Origin of the sequence: Frankia sp. CpI1-P (assembly GCF_001421075.1) — a bacterium.
In the GTDB taxonomy this organism is placed as follows: Bacteria; Actinomycetota; Actinomycetes; order Frankiales; family Frankiaceae; genus Frankia; species Frankia torreyi.
The window spans coordinates 12,700-33,482 of the sequence record NZ_LJJX01000021.1 but is presented as its reverse complement, the minus strand read 5'-3'; the positions used below and the strand labels follow the sequence as shown (position 1 = coordinate 33,482).

The 20,783-nt window shown below is 73.6% G+C and carries 12 protein-coding genes and 10 pseudogenes; 13 read left to right on the top strand and 9 right to left on the bottom strand.

The annotated features are described in order from the left end of the window. Positions 1-63: 63 nt before the first annotated feature. The 7 genes and pseudogenes from FF86_RS62485 to FF86_RS49390 form a co-directional block, all read left to right on the top strand. Positions 64-213, top strand: a pseudogene (locus tag FF86_RS62485) (MarR family transcriptional regulator); the annotation flags it as partial. A 1-nt stretch (position 214) separates the two neighbouring features. Further along, on the top strand, positions 215-561 hold a 347-nt coding region (locus FF86_RS15465; RefSeq protein WP_255355809.1), incomplete at its 5' end, for a MarR family winged helix-turn-helix transcriptional regulator. Between the two features lie 64 nt (positions 562-625). Next, positions 626-1,315, top strand: a pseudogene (locus FF86_RS15460) (ATP-binding cassette domain-containing protein); the annotation flags it as partial. A 1,182-nt stretch (positions 1,316-2,497) separates the two neighbouring features. After that, positions 2,498-2,940: pseudogene (locus FF86_RS49405) on the top strand (adenylate/guanylate cyclase domain-containing protein); the annotation flags it as partial. Position 2,941: 1 nt separating this feature from the next. Further along, positions 2,942-3,907 (top strand): annotated as a pseudogene (locus FF86_RS49400) (ATP-binding protein); the annotation flags it as partial. Position 3,908: 1 nt separating this feature from the next. Continuing rightward, positions 3,909-4,260 (top strand): annotated as a pseudogene (locus tag FF86_RS49395) (guanylate cyclase); the annotation flags it as partial. Between the two features lies 1 nt (position 4,261). Continuing rightward, the coding region (locus tag FF86_RS49390) for a tetratricopeptide repeat protein (RefSeq protein WP_396229900.1) at positions 4,262-5,704 on the top strand (1,443 nt) is incomplete at its 5' end. A gap of 61 nt (positions 5,705-5,765) precedes the next feature. On the opposite strand, the gene FF86_RS15445 is transcribed toward FF86_RS49390, so the two are convergent. Continuing rightward, positions 5,766-6,089 (bottom strand): hypothetical protein, encoded by a 324-nt coding sequence (locus FF86_RS15445; protein WP_082121896.1) that lies wholly within the window; start codon positions 6,087-6,089, stop codon positions 5,766-5,768. A gap of 201 nt (positions 6,090-6,290) precedes the next feature. On the opposite strand from FF86_RS15445, the gene FF86_RS15440 reads away from it, so the two are divergent. Continuing rightward, the gene (locus tag FF86_RS15440) at positions 6,291-6,737 is read left to right on the top strand and encodes a hypothetical protein (RefSeq protein ID WP_044885422.1); all 447 of its coding nucleotides are present in this window, start codon (positions 6,291-6,293) and stop codon (positions 6,735-6,737) included. 9 nt (positions 6,738-6,746) lie between these two features. On the opposite strand, the gene FF86_RS15435 is transcribed toward FF86_RS15440, so the two are convergent. From FF86_RS15435 to FF86_RS64140, 5 genes and pseudogenes are all read right to left on the bottom strand, one after another. Next, the gene (locus FF86_RS15435) at positions 6,747-7,088 is read right to left on the bottom strand and encodes an STAS domain-containing protein (protein ID WP_044885421.1); all 342 of its coding nucleotides are present in this window, start codon (positions 7,086-7,088) and stop codon (positions 6,747-6,749) included. A gap of 105 nt (positions 7,089-7,193) precedes the next feature. Then, a pseudogene (pgi, locus tag FF86_RS49385) lies at positions 7,194-8,071 on the bottom strand (glucose-6-phosphate isomerase); the annotation flags it as partial. 1 nt (position 8,072) lies between these two features. Next, positions 8,073-8,305 (bottom strand): annotated as a pseudogene (gene pgi, locus FF86_RS49380) (glucose-6-phosphate isomerase); the annotation flags it as partial. Between the two features lies 1 nt (position 8,306). Beyond that, positions 8,307-8,687 (bottom strand): annotated as a pseudogene (pgi, locus tag FF86_RS49375) (glucose-6-phosphate isomerase); the annotation flags it as partial. Position 8,688: 1 nt separating this feature from the next. After that, a partial coding sequence (locus FF86_RS64140; protein WP_313954340.1) for a hypothetical protein occupies positions 8,689-8,765 on the bottom strand: 77 nt, incomplete at its 3' end. A gap of 444 nt (positions 8,766-9,209) precedes the next feature. On the opposite strand from FF86_RS64140, the pseudogene FF86_RS49365 reads away from it, so the two are divergent. The 4 genes and pseudogenes from FF86_RS49365 to FF86_RS15420 form a co-directional block, all read left to right on the top strand. Further along, a pseudogene (locus FF86_RS49365) lies at positions 9,210-9,448 on the top strand (protein kinase); the annotation flags it as partial. Between the two features lies 1 nt (position 9,449). Then, positions 9,450-9,887 (top strand): annotated as a pseudogene (locus FF86_RS49360) (serine/threonine-protein kinase); the annotation flags it as partial. Position 9,888: 1 nt separating this feature from the next. Beyond that, on the top strand, positions 9,889-11,864 hold a 1,976-nt coding region (locus FF86_RS15425), incomplete at its 5' end, for an SMP-30/gluconolactonase/LRE family protein (RefSeq protein ID WP_242418828.1). 421 nt (positions 11,865-12,285) lie between these two features. Next, entirely contained in the window at positions 12,286-13,866 is a 1,581-nt protein-coding gene (locus FF86_RS15420) for an FAD-binding oxidoreductase (protein ID WP_044885418.1), read from the top strand. 678 nt (positions 13,867-14,544) lie between these two features. Here the strand turns inward: FF86_RS15420 and FF86_RS15415 are convergent. The 3 genes from FF86_RS15415 to FF86_RS15395 form a co-directional block, all read right to left on the bottom strand. Continuing rightward, complete coding sequence (locus tag FF86_RS15415) at positions 14,545-15,540, bottom strand: NlpC/P60 family protein (RefSeq protein ID WP_044885417.1); 996 nt, start codon at positions 15,538-15,540, stop codon at positions 14,545-14,547. Positions 15,541-16,307: 767 nt separating this feature from the next. Beyond that, positions 16,308-16,580 carry a helix-turn-helix domain-containing protein gene (locus tag FF86_RS64135; protein WP_052681098.1) on the bottom strand — a complete coding sequence of 91 codons (273 nt, stop codon included), beginning with the start codon at positions 16,578-16,580 and terminating at the stop codon, positions 16,308-16,310. A gap of 1,221 nt (positions 16,581-17,801) precedes the next feature. Continuing rightward, positions 17,802-18,512 carry a hypothetical protein gene (locus tag FF86_RS15395; RefSeq protein WP_128423308.1) on the bottom strand — a complete coding sequence of 237 codons (711 nt, stop codon included), beginning with the start codon at positions 18,510-18,512 and terminating at the stop codon, positions 17,802-17,804. Positions 18,513-19,942: 1,430 nt separating this feature from the next. On the opposite strand from FF86_RS15395, the gene FF86_RS15385 reads away from it, so the two are divergent. Then, entirely contained in the window at positions 19,943-20,356 is a 414-nt protein-coding gene (locus FF86_RS15385) for a DUF6112 family protein (RefSeq protein ID WP_044885412.1), read from the top strand. The last annotated feature ends 427 nt before the right edge of the window (positions 20,357-20,783 follow it).

Sequence of the window (20,783 nt, the reverse complement as noted above, 5' to 3'; positions counted from 1 at the left end):
TCACTATGAGGAATACCATCCTAAGATAACGCCATCACCACCGTAGACGAGGAGGGCGCCCGGATGCCGCCACCGGACACCGGCGACGAGGTCGTGAACCTGCTGCTCGCCGCCGGCCACCAGGTGCGGAACGCGGTCGACGAGGCGTTGCGGGCCAGCGTCGGGCTGACCCTGCGCCGGTTCAAGGTCCTGCAGTTGCTCGCGGACAGCGGGNCCTGCCGGCTGCGCGACCTCGCGGACGCGGTCGCGGTGGCGCCCCGGACGATGACCGAGACGGTGGACGACCTGGAGTCCGACGGCCTGGTGGCGCGCCGCTCGCATCCCACCGACCGGCGTGCGGTGCTGCTGGCGCTCACCCCGGCGGGCCGGGAGGCGCTCGCCGTCGGCCGCCGTCGGCGGGCGGCGACGGTGGCCGGCTTCACCCGCCATCTCACCGCGGCGCAGCGGGCCCAGCTCATCGAGCTGCTGGCGTCCATCCCGCGGCACGTACCCGCCGCGCCCGGACCCACCCCTTCCGGGGCAGCCCAACGGGAGACCGCGGGGAGCGAGCCGCTACCGTAGAGGTCGCCCCGATCGGACGATCCGCCGGGAGGCTCCCGTCACCGCCGTCGTCCAGGTAGACCGCCTGACCAAGCGATACGGGTCGCATCACGCCGTGCGGACCATCAGCTTCGCGGTTCGCGAGGGCGACGTCACCGGGTTCCTCGGCCCGAACGGCTCCGGGAAGACGACGACGCTGCGCGCCATGCTGGGCCTGGTGGCCCCGACCTCCGGAGCGGCCCTGGTGTTCGGTCACGCCTACCGTGACCTCGATCATCCCGCCCGCAGGGTCGGCGCGGTGCTGGACAGCGCGTCCCATCCCGGCCGCAGCGCCCGTGACCACCTGCGCGCCCTGGCGCTGCCGCTGCGCGTCGGCCGGCGCCGGGTGGACGAGGTCCTGTCGACGGTCGGGCTGGACGCCGCCGCGGACCGCCCGACCGGCGGGTTCTCCCTCGGCATGCGGGGCCGCCTGGCGCTCGCCGCGGCCCTGCTCGGCGATCCCGCGCTGCTCATCCTCGACGAGCCGACCGGCGGCCTGGACCCGCAGGGCATCCGGTGGCTACGGGGTTTCCTGCGGTCGTGGGCGGCCGAGGGACGCACCGCGCTGCTGTCCAGCCACGTCCTCGCCGAGGTCGGCCAGACCGTCGACCACATCGTGATCATCAGTCGGGGTCGCGTCGTGCTCGACGCGCCCGCGGACCGGCTGGGAGGCGGCCACGTCGAGGTGCGCACGGCCGACGCGGCGCGGCTGGCCGGCCTGCTCGCGGAGCAGGGTNTGGTCCCCACCATCGTCGGACGCGACGGGCTGCGGCTGCCGGCCGGAACGGCCGAGCGGGNCGGCCGGGTCGCCGCCCGGCACGGGATCGCGCTCGTCGAACTGCACACCCACGGCCAGGACCTGGAGGAGATCTACTTCGCACTGACCAACCCCGGCGCCGCCGGCCCAGACGGTCTGGACGGTCTGGACGGCCCAGACGGCCCAGCCGGGCCGGACGGCCCAGACGGGCGACCCGGTCCGGGCGGCCCAGCCGGCCGGGCGGGGCCACCGCAGGGTGCCCGCTGAGATGCCCGGACGACAGGCCGGAACAGGCCTGCTGGTGCGTACCGAGCTGTTCAAGATCGCCAGCAGTCGCTGGCAGCCGGTCGCCCTGACGGCGGTCCTGATCCTGCACGTGCCACCGATGCTGTGGGCCGGCCAGGACGCGGCGGCGAGCTGGAACGGGCTGCGGTCGCGCTCGGGGTTGTTCNCCGGCTACGCCATGATGGCGTTCGGTGTCCTCGTTGTCGCGCAGGAGTACCGTCACCGAACGGCGGCTCTGGCGTTCCTCGCCGTTCCGGGGCGCCGTCGGATCACGATCGCCCAGTACCTCGCCGTCGCCGCCGTCGGCCTGGTGCTGAGTGCGGCGCTGTTCGCCGGGTGGCTCGCCGTCGGGGCCGTCCGCTACGGCAGACCCGGAATGCACCTCGACCGCCCGGCCGACGTCGCCGCGGCCTACGGGATCGTCGCCGTCACCGTGTGCGCGGCGGGCGCCGTTGGCGTGGGAGCCGGCACCCTGCTGCGCGGATCGACGGGCGCGCTGCTCGCCCTGGGCTGCTGCGGCGCGTTCGAGCCGCTGCTGGACGCGACCCGCTTCCGCGGACCGGTCACCGCACCGTTGGGCGTGCTGGCCTGGCCGACGTCCGAACTTGACACCGCCTCTCTGGCGAGTGCCGTCGGCTGGGGGATTCTTGCCCTGGTCGCCGGGCTGTTCGCGGTGGGACGGGACCTGTCCTCGTGATCGAGGCATCTCGCCCGGCAGCCGGCGGCCCACGCGGTCCGGACCGATCGCCCCGCCCCGCGGGCCCACCGTACGGACGGGGCAGAAATGTGGCACCAGTGTGGGACGGATCACCTCCGACGCGTCGGGTAGGCGCATCCCCCACCGCGCCGGCCCGAGATCGGCCTACCATCCGGCACATGGTGCCGTGCCCGACATGCGCGGAGGACAACCCCGAGCGGGCGCGCTTCTGCTCCGGGTGTGGGAACCCCCTGCCCACCGCGGGAAGCGGGGCGCGCAAGACTGTAACGATCATGTTCGTGGACATCGCCCGGTCGACGGACATCGGCGAGAAGATCGACTCCGAACCGCTGCAGCAGGTGATGTGGCGGTTCTTCACCACGGTGCGCGAGGTGATCTACAACCACGGCGGCTCGGTCGAGAAGTTCATCGGCGACGCCGTCTTCGCCGTCTTCGGCATCCCGGTGCTGCACGAGGACGACGCGCTGCGCGCCGTGCGCTCGGCACTGGACATCCGGGCCGCCATGGAGGCGCTCAACGCCGACCTGCAGGAGAAGTGGGGCCTGCGGCTGCGGGTGCGGATCGGGATCAACACCGGTGAGGTCACCGTCGCCGGCGGCGGNGTCACCGGGGACGCGGTCAACGTCGCCGCCCGGCTGGAGAGCGCCGCACCGCCGGACGAGATCCTCATCGGTGACACCACCCACCGGTTCATCCGCCACAGCGTCACGGTGACCCCGGTCGGCCCGCTGGTCGTGCAGGGCAAACGTGACCCACTGCGGGTGCACCGGCTCACCGGCCTGGTCGACCCGACGGCGGGCCCGGGCAGCCGGGCGCAGATCCACGGCTTCACCGCGCCGGTGATCGGCCGCAACCGGGAGCGCCGCCGCCTGCAGGACGCGTTCGAGGCGGTCGTCGAGGAGCGCGCCTGCCACCTGTTCACCGTGCTCGGCTCGGCGGGCATCGGCAAGTCTCGGATGGTCGGCGAGTTCTGCACGTCCATGGCCACCAGGGCCACGGTGCTCACCGGCCGTTGCCTGTCCTACGGCGAGGGCATCGCCTACTGGCCCCTGATGGAGATGGTGCGCCAGGCCACCGGGCTGACCGCCGACGAGGCCGCCCCGGACGGCCGGCGCCGGCTGCGCGAGCTGCTCGACGGCGTCGGGCAGGCCGCCGAGATCGTCGAGGCGCTCGCCCCGCTGGTGGGGCTCGGCGGCGCCGAACTCGGCCCGCAGGAGAGCTTCTGGGCGGTCCGCTCGTTCTTCCAGGCCCTGGCGGCGCGCCGGCCACTGATCCTGTGGTTCGACGACGTCCACTGGGCCGAGCCGACGCTGCTCGACCTGATCGAGAACATCGCCGACTGGTCGCGCGACGCACCGATCATGCTGCTCTGCCTGGCCCGCCAGGAGTTGCTGGAGGACCGACGGGACTGGGGCGGCGGCAAGTTCAACGCCACCTCGATGCTGCTCGCCCCGCTGACGGAGGCCCGCTGCCAGCGCCTGATCCGTAGCCTCATGGGCTCCGACGACCTCGATCCGGCGCTGGTCACCCGGATCACCACCTCGGCCGCCGGCAACCCGTTGTTCGTCNAGCAGATGGTCGCCGCCCTCGTCGACGACGGGCTGCTACGCCGGGAGGGCAGCCGCTGGATCGCCACCGGCAGCCTGCGCAACGTGACGGTACCGCCGACGATCTCCTCGCTGCTCGCCGCCCGGCTCGACCGCCTCGACCCGCCCGAGCGCCGCGTGCTGGAACGCGCCGCCGTCGTCGGGGAGCGCTTCTACCTCGACGCCGTCATCGACCTGTCCGATCCGGCCGAGCGGGCAATGGTCGCCGTGCACTGCCTGAACCTGGTCCGCAAGGAGCTGGTCCACCCCGACCGCTCGGACCTGCCCGGCGTCGAGGCCTTCCGGTTCCTGCACGTCCTGCTGCGCGACTGCGCNTACGAGTCCACCGCCAAGCGCCGCCGGGCCGATCTGCACCAGCAGTTCGCCCACTGGCTGCAGGCCCGACTTGTCGGCGGCCCGGGCGAACACGACGAACTCGTCGGCTACCACCTGGAGCAGGCGTTCCGCTACCGGGTGGAGATCGGCCAGCGCGACGCGGAGACCGTCGAGCTGGGCAGGTCCGCGGCGACCTGCCTCATCGAGGCCGCCGACCGGGTGCGTCAGGGCGACGAGACGGGCGCCGCCCAGCTCCTCAAGCGTGCCATCACCCTGCTGCCCGAGACCGACCCGCTGCGGCTGCGCGCCGAGATCGACCTCGGCTGGGCGCTGCACTCGTTCGGCCGGTTCTCCGACGCCGAACGCATCCTTCGCCAGGTCACCGAGCGGGCCCGGCGCGCCGGTGAGGATGGGCTGCGGGCGCACGCCCGGCTCGCCCATCTGCGGGTGCTGTTCTCCACCGACCCGGAGGGCCTGGTCGCGACCACCCTGACCGAGGCCGCAGCGTCGCTGGCCAACTTCGTCCGCTCCGGCGACGACGTCGGCGCGGCACTGGCCTGCCGCAGCCAGGCCAACGCCTACCTGGCCGCCGGCCAGTTCGCCGCGTCCGAGCGGGCGATGGAGAACGCCGTGCGCCACGCCGAGGAGTCCGGTGTGCCGCGGGCGGCGCAGTCATTGCGCCGCGAACTCACGCTGCTGATGAGCTGGGGGCCGCGGCCGGTCGCGAGCAGCCTGGCGCGCGCCGGCGAGGCCCTCGACGCGGCCGGGGACGACCGGGCCCTGCGCCGCGCCCTGCTCGCCCAGCTCGCCGTCCTCACCGCGATGTCGGGCGACCTGGAGGGCGCGCGCATCCACCTCAAGGCCGCCGAGGAGATCGTCCACGACCTGCGGGCCCCGCGGGCCGATCCGTTCCACGGCGGGTTCATCGTCGCCCGGGTGGCCCTGCTCGCCGACGAGCTGATCGTCGCCGAGCGGGAGCTGCGCCGCAGTTGCCGGGCCCTGTCCCGGATGGGGGAGCGGGCGCTGCTGGCCAACCGCGCCGCGGCGCTGGCGGACGTGCTGGTGCGCCTCGGCAAGGTCGACGACGCCGGCAAGTACGTGACCCGCTGCCGGGACGCCGCCGCGGCCGACCAGCTACCCGCCCAGGCCGGCTGGTGCGGGGTGCACGCCAGGCTGCTGTCTCTGCGCGGCCGGGACGCGGAGGCGCTGCGCTTCGCCGACACCGCCGTCGACCTCGCCGGGCGCACCGACGACGTCGACGGGCAGGGCCACGCGTTGCTGTCGCGGGCGGAGGTGCTCTACCGGGCCGGGCGCAAGGACGACGCCGCGGAGAGCATGGAGGCCGGCATCACCCGGTACCTGCAACGCGGCAACATCGCGGCGGCGAATCTCGGGCGCCGGCTGTTCGAGACCCTCGACCGGCCATCGTCGCTGTCCGGCTGAGCTCGCCACCGGCCTGGGTCGCTACCGGCCTGGGTCGCCACCGGGCCTGGAACCCGGGCCGTCAGCGCAGCAGGCCGCGCAGCCGGGCCTGCTCCTGCAGCCAGTGCAGCTCCTGGGCCCACAGCCGCAGCCGCTCGACCGCGGCGAGCTGCCGGGCGAGCGCCTCGGCGACCGCCGGCCGGCTCAGCGCCTCGACCCCGGACGGCGACCACTGCCAGTCGGCCTCCTCCTCGCAGGCCCGGCGGTAGGCGGCGCGCCGCAGGACGATCTCGGCGAGGGCGTAGTCGACCTGCTCGGTAAGCAGATGAAGCCGCGCCAGCAGGTCCGCATCACCGACCCCGGGACGGCCGCTGTAGGCGGGCAACGGTACGGGCCGCACAGACATGTTGTTCGAAGCGTACGAGCGAACCGCCCGCGGGAACAGTACCGGGGGTGGACAGATCGGTGACCTTCCACCCCACCCCGGGGGATACCCGGGTCGGGTGAGATGGCCGCCCGGATGTGAGCAACCGGGGTAGGAGGGAAGGCATACGGTACGGCGCCGGCGGCGTCGATCGGATCCGTAAGTCGGCCTGGGGGTCTTTCGGTGAGTCTCACACCACCCGTCCTGCTGATGGTGCTTGGATTTCCGCTTCTCGTCATGGCTGGAATGCTGATGATGGGTGGGATCGAGAAAAAACTGATCGGTTCACGCAGCATGCTGTCCCGGGTCGCCGAGGAGGCCGCCGCCGCGGTCGGGTCCGCGGCCGCGGGCGGCACCGAGAACCCCGCCGGTGGCGGGTTCCCGCCGTATCCGGCACTTATGGGCCCCTTCCGGACAGACGACGTCCCGACCGCCCCGCTCCGCTTCACGCTACGGACAGTGATGTCGGACGACGGCGTCCGCGCTCCGCGGAACACCACCGCGCCCAGCCTCGCGCCCAGCCTGGCGGCCGCGGTGGCGAGCTCCGCCGCGGTCTCCGCCGCCCACACCCACCCGCTGGACCGCTCCCAGCCGGCTCCCGCCGCCAGCCCCCCACCACTCGCGGGCTGACGGCGGCAGTCAGCGTCGGCGAGCGCCCTCGCCGACGCGGAGGCGACCGTCGAGGCCGGTCTCGTGCACCAGGGCGGCGAACGCCGGGGTCGGCGAGGAGATCCGCAGCTCGCAGTGCACGCGGCGGAGCAGCAGATCGGCCCGGAGCAGGGCGGCGAGCCCCGGGATGTCGATCGAGCGCAGGCCCGCGACGTCCACGGTCACCGTCCCCCCGCCCCGGCCCAGCAGCTCGCCGATCTGCTCCCGGAACCGCAGCCGGCCGGCGGTGTCGAGCTCACCGGCGAGCTCGATGACCACATCCTCGCCCGACCGCCGCACGGACATGGTCAGGGCTCCGGCGTCGACCCGCATGCTGCCCCCGCCCCCCGAAGTCCTCGTCACCGTGCGGGGCCGCCCCCCCGAACTGTTTACGGAGAGTAACATGACGAGGTCGGCCCGATGCCTGTCCGGCGGCCCTCAGGCGCCGCGCAGGCGCCTGATCAACGCGTTCGTCGAGCTGTCGTGGCGCGGCTGCGAGTCCGGGGCCGTCAGCTCCGGCACGATCCGCCCGGCGAGCACCTTGCCGAGTTCGACGCCCCACTGGTCGAAGCTGTTGATGCCCCAGACGGTCCCCTGGGTGAACACCTTGTGCTCGTACAGCGCGATGAGCTGCCCGAGCACGAACGGGGTCAGCTTCGGGGCGAGCAGGGTGTTGGTCGGCCGGTTACCCGGGAACGTCCGGTGTGGGACGAGTTCCGGCGCGACCCCCTCCGCCGCCACCTCCTCGGCGGTCTTGCCGAAGGCGAGAGCCTCGGTCTGTGCGAGGAAGTTGGCCAGCAGCAGCGCGTGCTGATCCGGCCCGTCCGCCGGTCCCACGCCAGGATGGTTCGGCTGGGCGAAGCCGAGGAAATCGGCCGGGACGATCGTCGTCCCCTGGTGCAGGAGCTGGTAGTAGGCGTGCTGGCCGTTCGTCCCGGGCGTTCCCCAGACAATCGGGCCGGTCTGTGCCCCCACCGGCCGGCCGGCGAGATCGACGCTCTTGCCGTTGCTCTCCATGTCGAGCTGCTGGAGATAGGCGGGAAAACGGTTGAGGTACTGGCTGTAGGGCAGCACGGCGTGCGCGGTGAATCCGTGGAAGTCGCGGTACCACACGCCGATCAGCCCGAGCAGCACGGGCAGGTTCCGCTCGAACGGCGCGGTCCGGAAGTGCGTGTCCATCGCGGCGAACCCGGCCAGGAACTCACGGAAGGCCGCCGACCCGATCGCGATCATCACGGACAGGCCGATCGCCGAGCCGACCGAGTAACGGCCGCCCACCCAGTCCCAGAACTCGAACATGTTCTCGGTGTCGATGCNGAACGCCGCAACCTTCTCCGCATTCGTCGAGACCGCGACGAAATGCCGGGAAACCGCCTCCTCACCGAGGGCCGCCGTCAGCCAGGAACGGGCGGCCCGCGCGTTGGCGAGCGTCTCCAGGGTGGTGAACGTCTTCGACGCGACGATGAACAGGGTCCGCGCCGGGTCGAGGTCGACCGTCGCCTCCCAGACGTCGGTCGGGTCGACGTTGGAGACGAACCGGACCGCGATCCNGCGGTCGGAGTAGTCGCGCAGCGCGTCGTACGCCATGGCCGGACCCAGATCGGAGCCGCCGATGCCGATGTTGACGACGGTGGTGATCCGCTCGCCGGTCGCCCCGCGCCACTCCCCCGAACGCACCTTGTCCGCGAACGCGGACATCCGGTCGAGCACCCGGTGCACCTCGGGCACCACGTCCACGCCGTCGACCTCGATGCGGGTTCCCGCCGGGGCCCGCAGCGCCACGTGCAACACCGGCCGGTTCTCGGTGACGTTGATCCGCTCGCCGCGGAACATGGCCTCGATGCGCTCGGTGAGCCGGGCGCGGCGCGCGAGCGCCACGAGCAGCTCGACGGTGCGTGCCGTCAGCCGGTTCTTGGAGTAGTCGAGGTAGAGNCCGTCCGTTTCGGCGGTGAACGCCTCACCCCGGGCGGGATCGGCGTCGAACAGACCTCGCAGCGACACCTCGGACATCTCACGCAGATGCGCCCTCAGCGCCGTCCATTCCTCCGTCGCGGTGATGTCGGGCGGAGCCGCCAGGGCGGCGGACTCGGTTGTCGACATGACGTGGGACGCCCTTCCTCGCAGGTTCAACACGTTGCCGCCACAACCACCATCGGTGTCCGTGGCACGTCATCCGGACTCCTGCCCGTCATCCCGACACCTGTCGCATCATCCCGACACCTGTCGCATCATCCGGACCNTGGCGGCGCCGACACTCGTCGGCCCCAGCAGCATGCACATGTCGCCGATCCGACGTCACAGGGCGCCCCCGGACGGGCGGCGGAATGGGAAGGTCGTGGTCGTAGGATCGCCAGGAACCCGACGAAGGCGTCATTGCAGGCCAGGATGCCGCGGTCGGGACGGGGACGGCGGTGCGGCGGGCTGCCCGACGGCGTTAACGGACGGATCTGAACCTTGTTGATTGACAGATCACTCGTGGAGGCGGCGCTTCCGGGTTACACCGTCGAGGGCGACCTGGGCCGGGGTGGCTACGGGCTCGTGCTCGCCGGGCAGCACCGACTCATCGGACGCAAGGTCGCCATCAAGATCCTGCTGGACACCTCCGACGACGCCGATCTGCGCGCCCGCTTCCTGGCCGAGGCCCGGGTGCTGGCCGAACTGGACCACCCGCACATCGTGCGCATCCACGACTANGTGGAGCACGAGGGCACCTGCCTGCTGGTGATGGAACTGCTCTCCGGCGGCACCCTCAAGCAGCGGATCAGCACGGGTCCGGTGTCCCCGGAGACGACCTGCTCGATCGGCCTGGCGGCCGCCGCGGCCCTGGCCAACGCGCACACGCAGGGCGTGCTGCACCGCGACGTCAAGCCGGACAACATCATGTTCGCCGGGGACGGCCTGCTCAAGGTCACCGACTTCGGCATCGCCAAGATCTTCGACGGGGCGGAGACGACCGCCAGCGCGATCCTCGGCACCCCGCGGTACATGGCCCCCGAACAGATCATGGGCGTGCGACTGTTCCCGTCGACCGACCTCTACGCCCTCGCCGGGGTGCTCTACGAGATGATCGCCGGCCGGCCCCTGTTCGGCCGCCAGATGGCGGTGCAGCCGCTCACCCACCACCACCTGACCNTCATGCCGGAGCCGCTCACCACGGTTCCGCCGCCGATCTCCACCGTGATCATGCGGGCGCTGGCGAAGGACCCGAACGCCCGGTTCGCGGACGCGACCGACTTCGCCCTCGAACTCGCCCGGGCCGGCAGCCGGGCCTTCGGGCCGAACTGGCTGTCCCGGTCGGAGATCAAGGTCCGGGTGGACGACGAGATCCGCGAGGCGGCGCTCGGCGTCTCGACCACCCCGCGGCCGCCGCTCTCGGGCGCGCCGGGCTACCCGGCCGGACCCGCCCACGGATCCGGCCCGGCCCGCCCCGGCTACCCGGCGGGTCCGGGCGCGTTCGGCAACCCCGCCGGCGCCGGTGGCCCGGGCCGGGCCAGCGGTCCCGGCGGACCAGGCGGTCCCGGCGGACCAGGCGGGCCAGGCGGACCCGGAGCCCGGAGTGGGCCTGGGCCCGCCGGATCTGGGGCTGGGCCTTCCGGACCTGGGGCTGGTGGACCGGGGGCTGGTGGCTACCCGCCGCCCGGCGGCTACCAGAGGCTTCCCGGCACGCCGGCCGGCCTCGGCGGCCAGCCGGGTTCCGGCGGCGGCCCCGGAGGGCTCGGTGGCCCCGGCGGCCCCGGGTTCACCGGCGCCCCCACGGTGCGGGGCAACCAGGGGCCCGGACCGAGCGGGTGGGGCGGATACCCGCCGGGAAACACGCCTGCGCCGTACACGCCGCCGCCACGCCCCCTGGGCGGTGGTTACGGCGGCGCGCCCGGGGCCGGCGGACCGGGCGGCGCGCAGTTCGGCCCGCGTCCGGGCGGCGTGCCGCTCGACCCGACCCGGCAGGCCGGGCACCACCAGACCGCGGGCACGCGCATCCGCGCCTCCTGGATCATCGGCGGCATCGTCTTCGCCTTCGTCGTGGCGGCCACCGTCGGCATCGTCCTGGCCGTGGCGACCTCCGGCGGCGGAGGCGACGACCGCGCCGCCTCGGCCGCCCCTCGGGTCGCCACCGCGTACCGCGGGCAGGCGCTGACCGTGCAGGGGCTGAGCCCGTACAGCCTCGCCCTCGACCCCGACGGGTCGCTGCTCGTGTCCAGCCTGGCGACCGACCGAATCCAGAAGATCCCCCCGACCGGTGCCGAGAACGACTTCGCGGGCACCGGCGCGGGCGGGAGCGCCGGCGACGGCGGCCCGGCCACCGCGGCCCAGCTTGACGGCCCGGGTTCCACCACCCGGGACAAGGCCGGAAACATCTACATCGGGGACGCGAAGAACAACCGCATCCGCAAGGTCACGCCCGCGGGGGTGATCTCCACGGTCGCCGGCACCGGCACCGCGGGTTACAGCGGCGACGGCGGCCCGGCCACCGCGGCCCAGCTCAACAGCGCCGAGAAGGTGACCACCGGACCCGACGGCAGCGTGTACTTCTCCGACTACGAGAACCACCGCATCCGGAAGATCGACCCGGCGGGGATCATCACGACGTACGTGGGCACCGGCGTCGCCGGCTACACCGGTGCCGGCGGCGCGGCGACCCAGGCGAAGATCAACGGCCCGAACGACATCACGATGACCGACGACGGCACGCTCTACTTCGCCGATCTCGGCAGCGACACCATCCAGAAGGTCACCCCGGACGGCATCATCAGCACGATCGCCGGCACCGGGGAGGCCGGCTACGCCGGCGACGGCGGCCCGGCCCGGTCGGCCAAGCTGAACGTGCCATCCCTGTCGATCGGACCGGACGGGAAGACCTTCTATATCGCCGACTACCGCAACAACCGGGTTCGGAAGATCGACCCGAACGGCATCATCACCACCATCGCGGGCACCGGCACCGAGGGCTCCGGCGGCGACGGCGGTCCGGCGACGGCGGCCCAGTTCAAGAACCCGAGTTCGGTGGTGGTCGACGGCAGCGGCGCCGTGTACGTCGCGGACAACGGCAACGACCGGGTCCGGCGCATCGACCCGGCCGGCACGATCGCGACGATCGCCCAGCCGGGCTGAGCCGACCGTCCGGGTCCGAGTTTCCGGTCGTGGGCGCCCGGCTCGGTGTCCTCGCGTGGGCCTCGACCGGCCACCGGCAGCCCACTCGTGCCGCCAAGGCGCCGTCGCCGCCTGAATTGGCATACCTTCGCCGTGAGACCTGCCTGCCGGTCAGGCCTGCCTGCCGGTCAGTCTCGCCCTCCGGTCAGACCGCAGGCCCGGTCAGACCTGCAGGCCCGGTCAGTCACGCAGGCCCGGTCAGTCACGGTCAGTGCCGCAGGCCCGATCGGTGCCGCAGGCCCGATCGGTGCCGCCCGCCGGACGCTGCCGCTCCCGGTCGGTTCCACGGGCCGGAGGTCGATGCTGCCCCGGCCGGTCGGAGCGCCCGTGGCACACAGTGGCGAGCGGGTGGTGGGTTGCGGACGGCTCTCTGGGAGGACGCGTGGGCGGACCCGACCGCCGGTCGGTGTTACGGGCCGCGGGCGGCGGGCTGGCGCTCGCCGGCGCCGGGCTGGGCAGCACGCTGCTCGCCGGGTGCCGCGGGGATACCCGTCCCGCACCCTCCGCCGTCGACTGGCAGGCCCTCGACGCGCGCCTGACCGGCCCGCTGCTGCGCCCGGCGGACCCGCGATACGCCGCGGCCAGCACGCTGTTCGACCCGGCCTTCGACGCGATCCGACCGCAGGCGGTCGCCCGGGCCACGTCCACCGCCGACGTCCAGGCCTGCGTCGAGTTCGCCCGCCGGACGGGGCTGCCACTGGCCGCCCGCGCCGGCGGGCACAGCTACGGCGGCTATTCGACGACGACCGGCCTGGTCGTGGACGTCACCCCGATGGCCGAGGTGGCCGCGGCGCCCGGCCAGGTCGCGCGGATCGGGGCGGGCGCCCTGCTCGTCGACGTGTACTCCGGTCTCGCGCGCGGGGGGCTGGCGCTGCCGGCGGGTTCATGCCCGACCGTGGGCATCGCCGGACTCGCCATGGGCGGTGGGATCGGCGTGCTCGGCCGGCGCTACGGCCTGACCTGCGACCGGATGGTCTCCGCCGAGGTGGTGCTCGCCTCCGGGGAGGTGGTGCACACCGACGCGGACCACGAGCCGGATCTGTTCTGGGCGCTGCGCGGCGCGGGCGGCGGCAACGTCGGCATCGTCACCTCGTTCGCCTTCGCCCCCCACCGGGCGACGCCGTTGGTGCTGTTCACCTATCGCTGGGCCTGGGATGGCGCCGCCGACGTGGTGGCCGCGTGGCAGGACTGGATCTCCGCTCCCGGCGGCGCACCGGAGAGCCTGTGGTCGACATGCGTCGCCTTTTCGGCGCCCTCGGCCGGTGTCGGCGGCACCCCGACGCTGCGGGTGAGCGGGGTGCTGTCGGGCGGTGCCGGTGACGACGCGATGGCCGGCCTGCGCGCGCGGCTCGCCGACCTGGTCGATGCGGCCGGCCACCGGCCCACCGGGACCTACGTCACCACCCGGGGTCACCTGGAGGCGATGCTCATCGAGGGCGGCTGCGCGGGCCGCGCGGTCGAGACCTGCCATCTGCGCGGCCGGACGCCGGGCGGCACACTGCCACGGGTCGCCCAGCGGGCCGCGTCGGCGTTCCTGCACAGGCCGATGCCGTCGCGCGGCGTCGAGGTGCTACTGGGCGCGGTCGAGGAGCGCCAGCGGACCGCCGGGGCGGGCTCGGGCGGGGTGATCCTGGATTCCTGGGGCGGAGCGATCAACCGGGTCGCCCCGGGCGACACGGCGTTCGTCCACCGCGGCGCGATCGCCAGCGCCCAGTACGTCGCCGGCTACGCCCCGAACGCCACGCCGGCCGCGCAGGAGGCCAACCGCCGCTGGCTGCGTTCCACCGTCGAGGCGACGGCGCCGTTCGTCTCCCAGTCCGCCTACCAGAACTACATCGACCCCGAGCTCGCCGGCTGGGCGCAGGCGTACTACGGGACGAACCTGGATCGGCTGCGGCAGGTGAAGCGGGCCTACGACCCCGACGACCTGTTCCGCTTCGCCCAGGGCATCACGCCGGCCTGATCGCGGCGGCCGGGTGATCCGGCCGGTCCACGCCCGGCTTCACCCCGCCAGGCGGGAGGCGACGCCTCAAGCCGCCGGCCCGCAGCGATGATCAGTCACCTCTGGTAGCCACCCCGTGCCAGGAGTCGACGTCAGCCGGCCCGGGGTGGCTTGAACTATTAGAGCCTGTCGCTTCCACGTCGCCAAGTGGCTACCAATGGTCAACTCGCTGTCCGTTCGGTGTCCCGGCGAGGGGTACGCCGTGTCCGCGACGGTGTCCGCCGGCGCGTCCGAGGACGGGCGGGGCTGCGGGTCACCCAGGCCGGGTGGAGAGGCGGCCGTCCGTGGGGGTGCCACCCGCCCCTCGGCGATTCCCCTTGCGACGACTACTCAAGGTGAGTACACACATGCTGTCGGTGACTTATCGACGTTGGTGTCCGTCCGGCCTTATCGGCTGGCTGTGCTGCGAGGTCCTGCATGAAGAGACTGATCTGNCCGTGGGGTATCGGGTTGTTCATCCTGTTCTTCGCGGTGACCGCCCCGAGTGACGCCGCTGACGTGGTGCACAACACCGTGGGCGTGCTGGGCGGGGTGGCCAACGGGCTGTCGGACTTCGTGTCCGAGGCGACCGCCTGAACCGTCGCCGATCCGGCCGGCCGCCCGCGACACCAGTCGGACCGGCCGGGCGGACCGGCCGGTCTAACGGAGTTCCTTGGCCAACGGCCTGGTCACCGCGACCGTGCCGGTCCAGTCCGAGATGTCGGACTCCACGACACCCCAGCGCGCTCCCTTGGCCGCGATGACCCGGCCGTCACCGATGTACATGCCGACGTGGCCGGGTGCGTCCGCGGTGCCGTCGGTGCCTGGCGTGAACAGCAGGTCCCCGGGTTGCGGGTCGACCCCGGCGACCACCGGGCCGAACCGAAGCTGGTCGGTGGTCACCCGGGGCAGCTCGATGCCGATGTTCCGGTAAGCGGCCTGCACGAGCGAGGAACAGTCCCAGGCGTCCGGCCCGATCGCCCCCCAGACGTAGGGCTTACCGATCTGTGACTCCATGAACGCGACCACGGGGGCGATCGTGCCGGCGGGGATCTCCACGCCGAACTCGAGCGAGTCCCCGTAGACCTGTGTCTGGGCGAGGATCGTGCGCACGTAGTTGCGGGTCTCGGTGTAGGGAGGGATGCCCGCGAAGGCGAGCACCGCCCCGGCGCCGGCGTTGTAGGCGGCCAGCATCTTCTCCTGCCCGTCGCCGGGCACGGAGGCGACCGACGCCGCCACCGCGCAGTCGTAACGGGCTGCGGCCGGGATCGCGTCGGTGGGGTTCCACACGTCGCCCTGGCCGTGGCTGGCCCAGGTCGCGGGCATGAACTGGGCGATCCCCATCGCCCCGACGGGCGAGCGGGCCTGCGGGTTGAACCCGGATTCCTGATGGAGCTGGGCGGCCAGCAGGGCCGGCGTCACCTCTTCGCAGCCGGCACCGTTCGCCGCGTCCGTGATCAGTTGCACGTACTCCGCCGGGATGCCGTCGGCGTTCTCGATCGACTTGTTGCCCCGGCCGTGGTCACCGACGAACGGCCCGGCGAGGGACATGATCAGGATCGAGATCAACAGGATGATCCCACCGATGACGATCGCCGAGCCGGTGCCCAACCACACCAGCCACCCGGTTCGCTTGGGCGGGAAGCGGCGGGCCATCCGACCTCACCGCCCCGGCGCGTCGCCGGCGACGCTCGCGAGATCCGCCCCGGCGACCCGCCACGTCCCGTCGGCCTGACGCAGCAGCGTCAGGGCGGGGGTGGACAACGTCGCTACCGGAGCCTCGTTGCCCGTCGTGCTCTCGCGACGCACGTTGAGCTGGAGCACGACGCGGCCCGTGGCGGTGGTGTCGACGCCGCCCAGGGGTGTGGTCGCCAACACCGACACCTGCGAGCGGGCGCCGTGGGCCCGTAGATCCTCCCAGGCCTGTCCGTCAGCGCCACCATCAGCGGCGCTGGTGGAGCCCGCGCCGAGCGAGGCGGCGAAGTCCTCGGTGAGGCAGTCCCGGGCCCGCCCGACGCCGGCCGATGGTCCCGAATCGGTCCGGGCGTCGAACGACTGCCAGCGGGTGAAGCAGTCGGCCGCGACCGCGGCCGGGTTCGTGCGGTCGACCTCNCCGGTCGCCGGGGCGGTCGCGGTGGCCAGCGGGGGCCCCGGAGCCTGGCTGGCACCCGGCGGCGGGCCGGTGGTCACCGGCGGACTCGGGGTGGGGTCCGCGGCCCGGCCCAACGTCCCACAGCCCGCCAGCACCGCCAGCACCGCCAGCGGGATCAGCAGGGCACGCAGCGGCGCCGACCCGCCCTGGATCACTAGCACGTCCGGGCGCCGCTACGCCGAGCCGCCGTGGCGCCCGATCATCGGCACGCCGCCGCATTCGGGGGCGCCGGCATCGGCGATCCTCGTGGCCGCCCTTGCCACGCCGCCGGTCATTCCCGGCCGTCCAGCCAGTCCCGCACGCGGCCGCGGCGCACCCGCCACTGGTGGCCGACCTTGCGGGCCGGGATCGCCCGTTCGGACAGAAGCTTGAGGACCGTGCTCTCGGACAGGCGGAGCCAGGCGACCAGCTCGTCGACGGTGAGCACGTCGTCGTCGTCGGCGGGCCGGGCCGCCGGTCCACCAGCCGTGGGCGTCGTGCCCGCGCCGCTCGTGGGAGCGCCGACGGCCCCCAGCCTGGTGGCCCCGCCGGTGCCGCCGGACACCGAGGTCCTGGTCCCCGGCGGGGACAGCGGCGGCGCGAGCGGCGCGACCGGAGGCGCCGCAGCGGCGGGCGCGCCGGGCGGCGTGCCCGGGGCGGTCGCGGACGGCATGCCCGCCGGCCCGCCGGAGCTCGCCCGGGGCCGACTCGCCCCGGTGAGCGTGGAGCGCGCAGGAGACGATCCGATCGGCGCGGTCCGGCCGGACAGCGGCGCACCCTGCGGGGCGCCCGAGCGCCCCGGACGGGCGGAGGGCCGGGGCGTCGCCATCGAGAAGCCGTCCTGCGCCACCGACGCTCCTTTCGCTCTGCCGCACGATTCGCGCCGCGTGAACCTGGCCGCCCCCGCCGGCCCCCGGCGCGGATCTTCCACCGGACCCGCCACCGGTTCGCCTCGGTAATGGCGGATCGCACATCTCCGGTTCCGGAAGGTACACCGACCCATCCGTTGTGGGTAGCCTCAACCAGAGCTTGTCATACTCGAATGGCTCGTGTTACATCGATCCGACCGCAGCCAAAGGCAAGTAACCGTAAGTAACCTTAACTGGCACTAGCTAACCTGTAGAGAGCCGGGAGGGCGACGGCGCGTGAGCGATGTGCCACAGGCACCGTACGGTGAGGAAGGCGACGCGCGGCCCGTTTCGCTCATAGGAGCCCGCATCCCCACGTCGGCCTCCCGTTCCAACCGGCTGCCTGACCGAGACGACCAGTACGGGCGCGACGAGTCACCGAGCACCGAGGACGCCGAGTCACCTCCCTACGCGCGCTCCGGGCGCCGGCGGCATCGGCGGCGGAGCGGGTCCGACTCGCCGCAGCCACCCGACGAGGCGTGGCAGAGCGAGGCGTTCCACCTCGATGATGCGACATCGGCGACCGAACCGGGTGCGGACCGTGCAACCGCCGCGGAGGCCACATCCCCGACGGATCCGCCGGGTGCCGGGCGCGGCGTCCAGACGACGCCGGGCGCCGAGCCGGCCGAGGACCTCCGGCAGACGCGCGGCAGCCGGACGCGCCGCGCCGGCCGGCCGGCCGCGATCGCGCCACGCAACCAGGCAGACCCTTCCCGCCGCCCGGCGCCGCCCGGCGGCGCCGACGCCTCGGCCCCGGGATCGTCGCGGGACGTGATGGTCCCGTCCCGAGCGGACGGCTCCGACCATGCCGCCGGCACCGGAGTAGGCACCGGCACAGGCACGACCGCACAGACCGCGGGCTCCGGTCCCGGGGCCGATCACGGCCCCGCAGCCGCCCCCGCCGAAGCAGTCGCCGCAGGTCCCGGGCCTACCGCGATCCCCCCGCACGCCTCCGGGCCGCTGCCCGTCCCTGATCCCCCCGCCGCCGCGACGCCCCCGCGCAGCCGGCCGCCCAGGGCATCGGCTCCACCCCGGGCGGCGGCCACCCGGCCGGTCCCGGCCGGGGGACCCCCGGGGGCCCCCGGTGCGGCTGCCACGGAGCGGGGCGACCGGCCCGTCACCGCCGTTCCGACGCCCGCGACCGGCCCGATCGTGGTGACCGATTCGATCGCTGTGGGCGACTCCATCCCCATGACCGACTCCGTCGCCGTGACCGATTCCATCGCCGTGACCGGCCCGATCGAGGTGACCGGCCCCACCGGAGTGCCCGGTTCCGGCACGGCGGCCCCGCCCGCCCCCGTCACCGGGCCGGCCCCGGCGGAGCGGACCACCGCCGCCACCGGACCCATCGCCCGCTCGGCCCCGCCGACGCCGAGCCGCACGCCCACCCCCAGCCGCACGGCCACCCCCAGCCGCACGCCCACCCCCGGCCGCACGGCCTCACCGACCCCGAGCCACACGGCCTCACCGACCCCGAGCCACACGGCCTCACCGACCCCGAGCCACGCGCCGACCGCGCCCCGCCCGACCTCGCCGCCCACCCCGCCCCGGGCGCGCGCGGCGGCGGGCGGGCCCGCGGCCCCCGCCACGCCGACGGGCCACCGCGGTGCGAAGCCGGACCCGTCCACCTCGCCCGCCCGGACAGCGGCGCTAGCGCCGGCACCCGGCGCGGAGCCGGCGCCGCGGACCGCTCGCCCGTCCCGCCCCTCCCGTAAGGCGACCGTGCCGGTTCCGGACCGGCCGGGCTCTGCGCGCCGGCCGGAATCGGACAGCCAGCTCAGGCCGTGGCAGGAATCGCGCCGGGAAGCGGGCGGTCTGCAGCCATGGGAGGAGATCCCGGTCCGGCTCTCGGTTCGCGACCGGGCCCNCATCCCGCTGCCGGGCTCCTGGCGGGTCACCGTGACGTCGCTGTTCCCGTACTCCGGGACGACGACGCTCGCCGGCGTGATCGGCCTGACCCTGACGGGGGTGCGTGCGCATCCGGTGCTCGCCGTCGACCTGTGGCCCGGGGAGTTTCCGGCCGGGGGCACGGCACCGGCCTCGGGCGGCGACGAGGACGAGCCCCGCGGCGACCCGCTGACCAGTCGGGTCGGCTCCGCCGGCACGACCACGGTCGCGGACGTCGTCCGCTACCAGTCCGCCGACGGGTCAGCCGCGGAGCTGCGCCTGATGATCAGCGGCCACCGTTCCGGGGGCGCCCGGGACCTCGATGTCCTGCCGGTCCGGCCGGACGCCGGCCAGATCACCGCGGACTCGCCGTCCGCCGACGACGGCCCTGAGGGCCAGGACGCGCCCGCGGTCCCGTCCGGCGCCCAGCCGGTCACACCGACCGGGCTGCGCTCGGCGTTGGGCCTGCTCGCGCACTCCTATCCGCTGGTACTGGTCGACGCGCCGACCGGGGCTCCACTCACCGAGGCCGCGGTAGAAGCCGCGGATCTCGTCGTCCTGACGACGCTCGCCACGGCGGCCGATCTCGAAGCGACTCTCATGCGGTTGCGGGCGTTCCGCGAGGCGCCGGGCCGCCGGCCGGCCCGCGACGGGGGGCCGCCGATCGTCGCGGCGATCGTCGCGCCGCGGCGCGGTCGGCCGTCACCCCGTACCCGAGCGGCCGCGGCACGGCTCGGGCGGCAGGTGGACTCCCTCGTGCGTATCCCCTACGACGCCCGACTGGACCCAAGCCGGCATACGCCGGTCCGTATCCCACGGCTGCGCCGACGTACTCGCCGTGCCTACATGCGACTGGCCGCAGCCACCGTGGAAAGCCTGTTCGCATTGGCAAAGGCCGAGGTAGCGGCCCCTCCGGCGGCCAGCGAGCGGCCGACAGGGACCTCACACGACGCCATCGGACCGGTCACCCCACGCAAGGAGGCCGGCGCGACCAGCGGCCCCACGAGCACTACCGGGGATCACCCCACGCCGCCAGGCGTATCATTCGGCGACCTACGGTCACCAACGGCACCCTCAAGGATCGCCGGACCGGATCGTCCGGGCGGACCCCGCCCGTGAGAAAGGAACCCCGATGATCCTGGACGCCGCCGCCAAGGCGACCGTCATCCTGGCCGACGTGAAGGTGAACCCGGACGACACCAAAGCGCCCGGCATCAACGCGCTGAAAGACCTGGTCAACGGCCTGGCCGCCTATGCGGTGATCGCTGCCGTCGCCGCCGTGCTACTCGGCGGGATCGCCTGGGCACTCGGCGAACGGATGGGACTCGAGCGAGCTTCCACGGTCGGAAAGAGCGGCGTCATCGCCGGCTTCGGTCTGGCATTCCTCGTCGGCGCCGCCGCAGCCTTCATCAACTTCTTCCTGGCCACCGGCGCAACGGCCACCGCCCCCGCGCCCAACCCAGGGGGACAGCGCCCACCCGCCGTCGTTGTCACTGTCGCCGTTGACCCCGGCGTGGTCCATGACCCATCGTCAACGCTCTTCTGACCGGTTCCCCGGGTACCGGCGGGCGGACATTGCGATGATGACCGTGCCGTCTTGTGAGGGGAGTGGGCGTTGCCGGGCCTGATGGAGAGTGTGGCCAGACGCCTGATCATCATCATCGTAGCCACCGGCGCGGTGAGTGTGATCGGCGGAGTGGTGATCGGACGCTATGTCATCCCAGACAAGGGCGCGAGTCCAGACACCGCCTCAGTCGCGCCCGCCCCCGCTCCTAGTACAGCTCCGGCCACTAGTCCGGCGGCCATATCACCCACGCCCACTCTGGTCCCGAAACCAGATTCCGCCGAAGGGAAACCACTAGACTCCGCGAGTGGTAGCCAGGTCCCCGGCCTTCCCGCGCGGATCAACGAGTTCGGCATCCCAGTTGGTTACCCTCATACCGAAGCCGGTGCAGTGAGCGCCTGCGCAAACT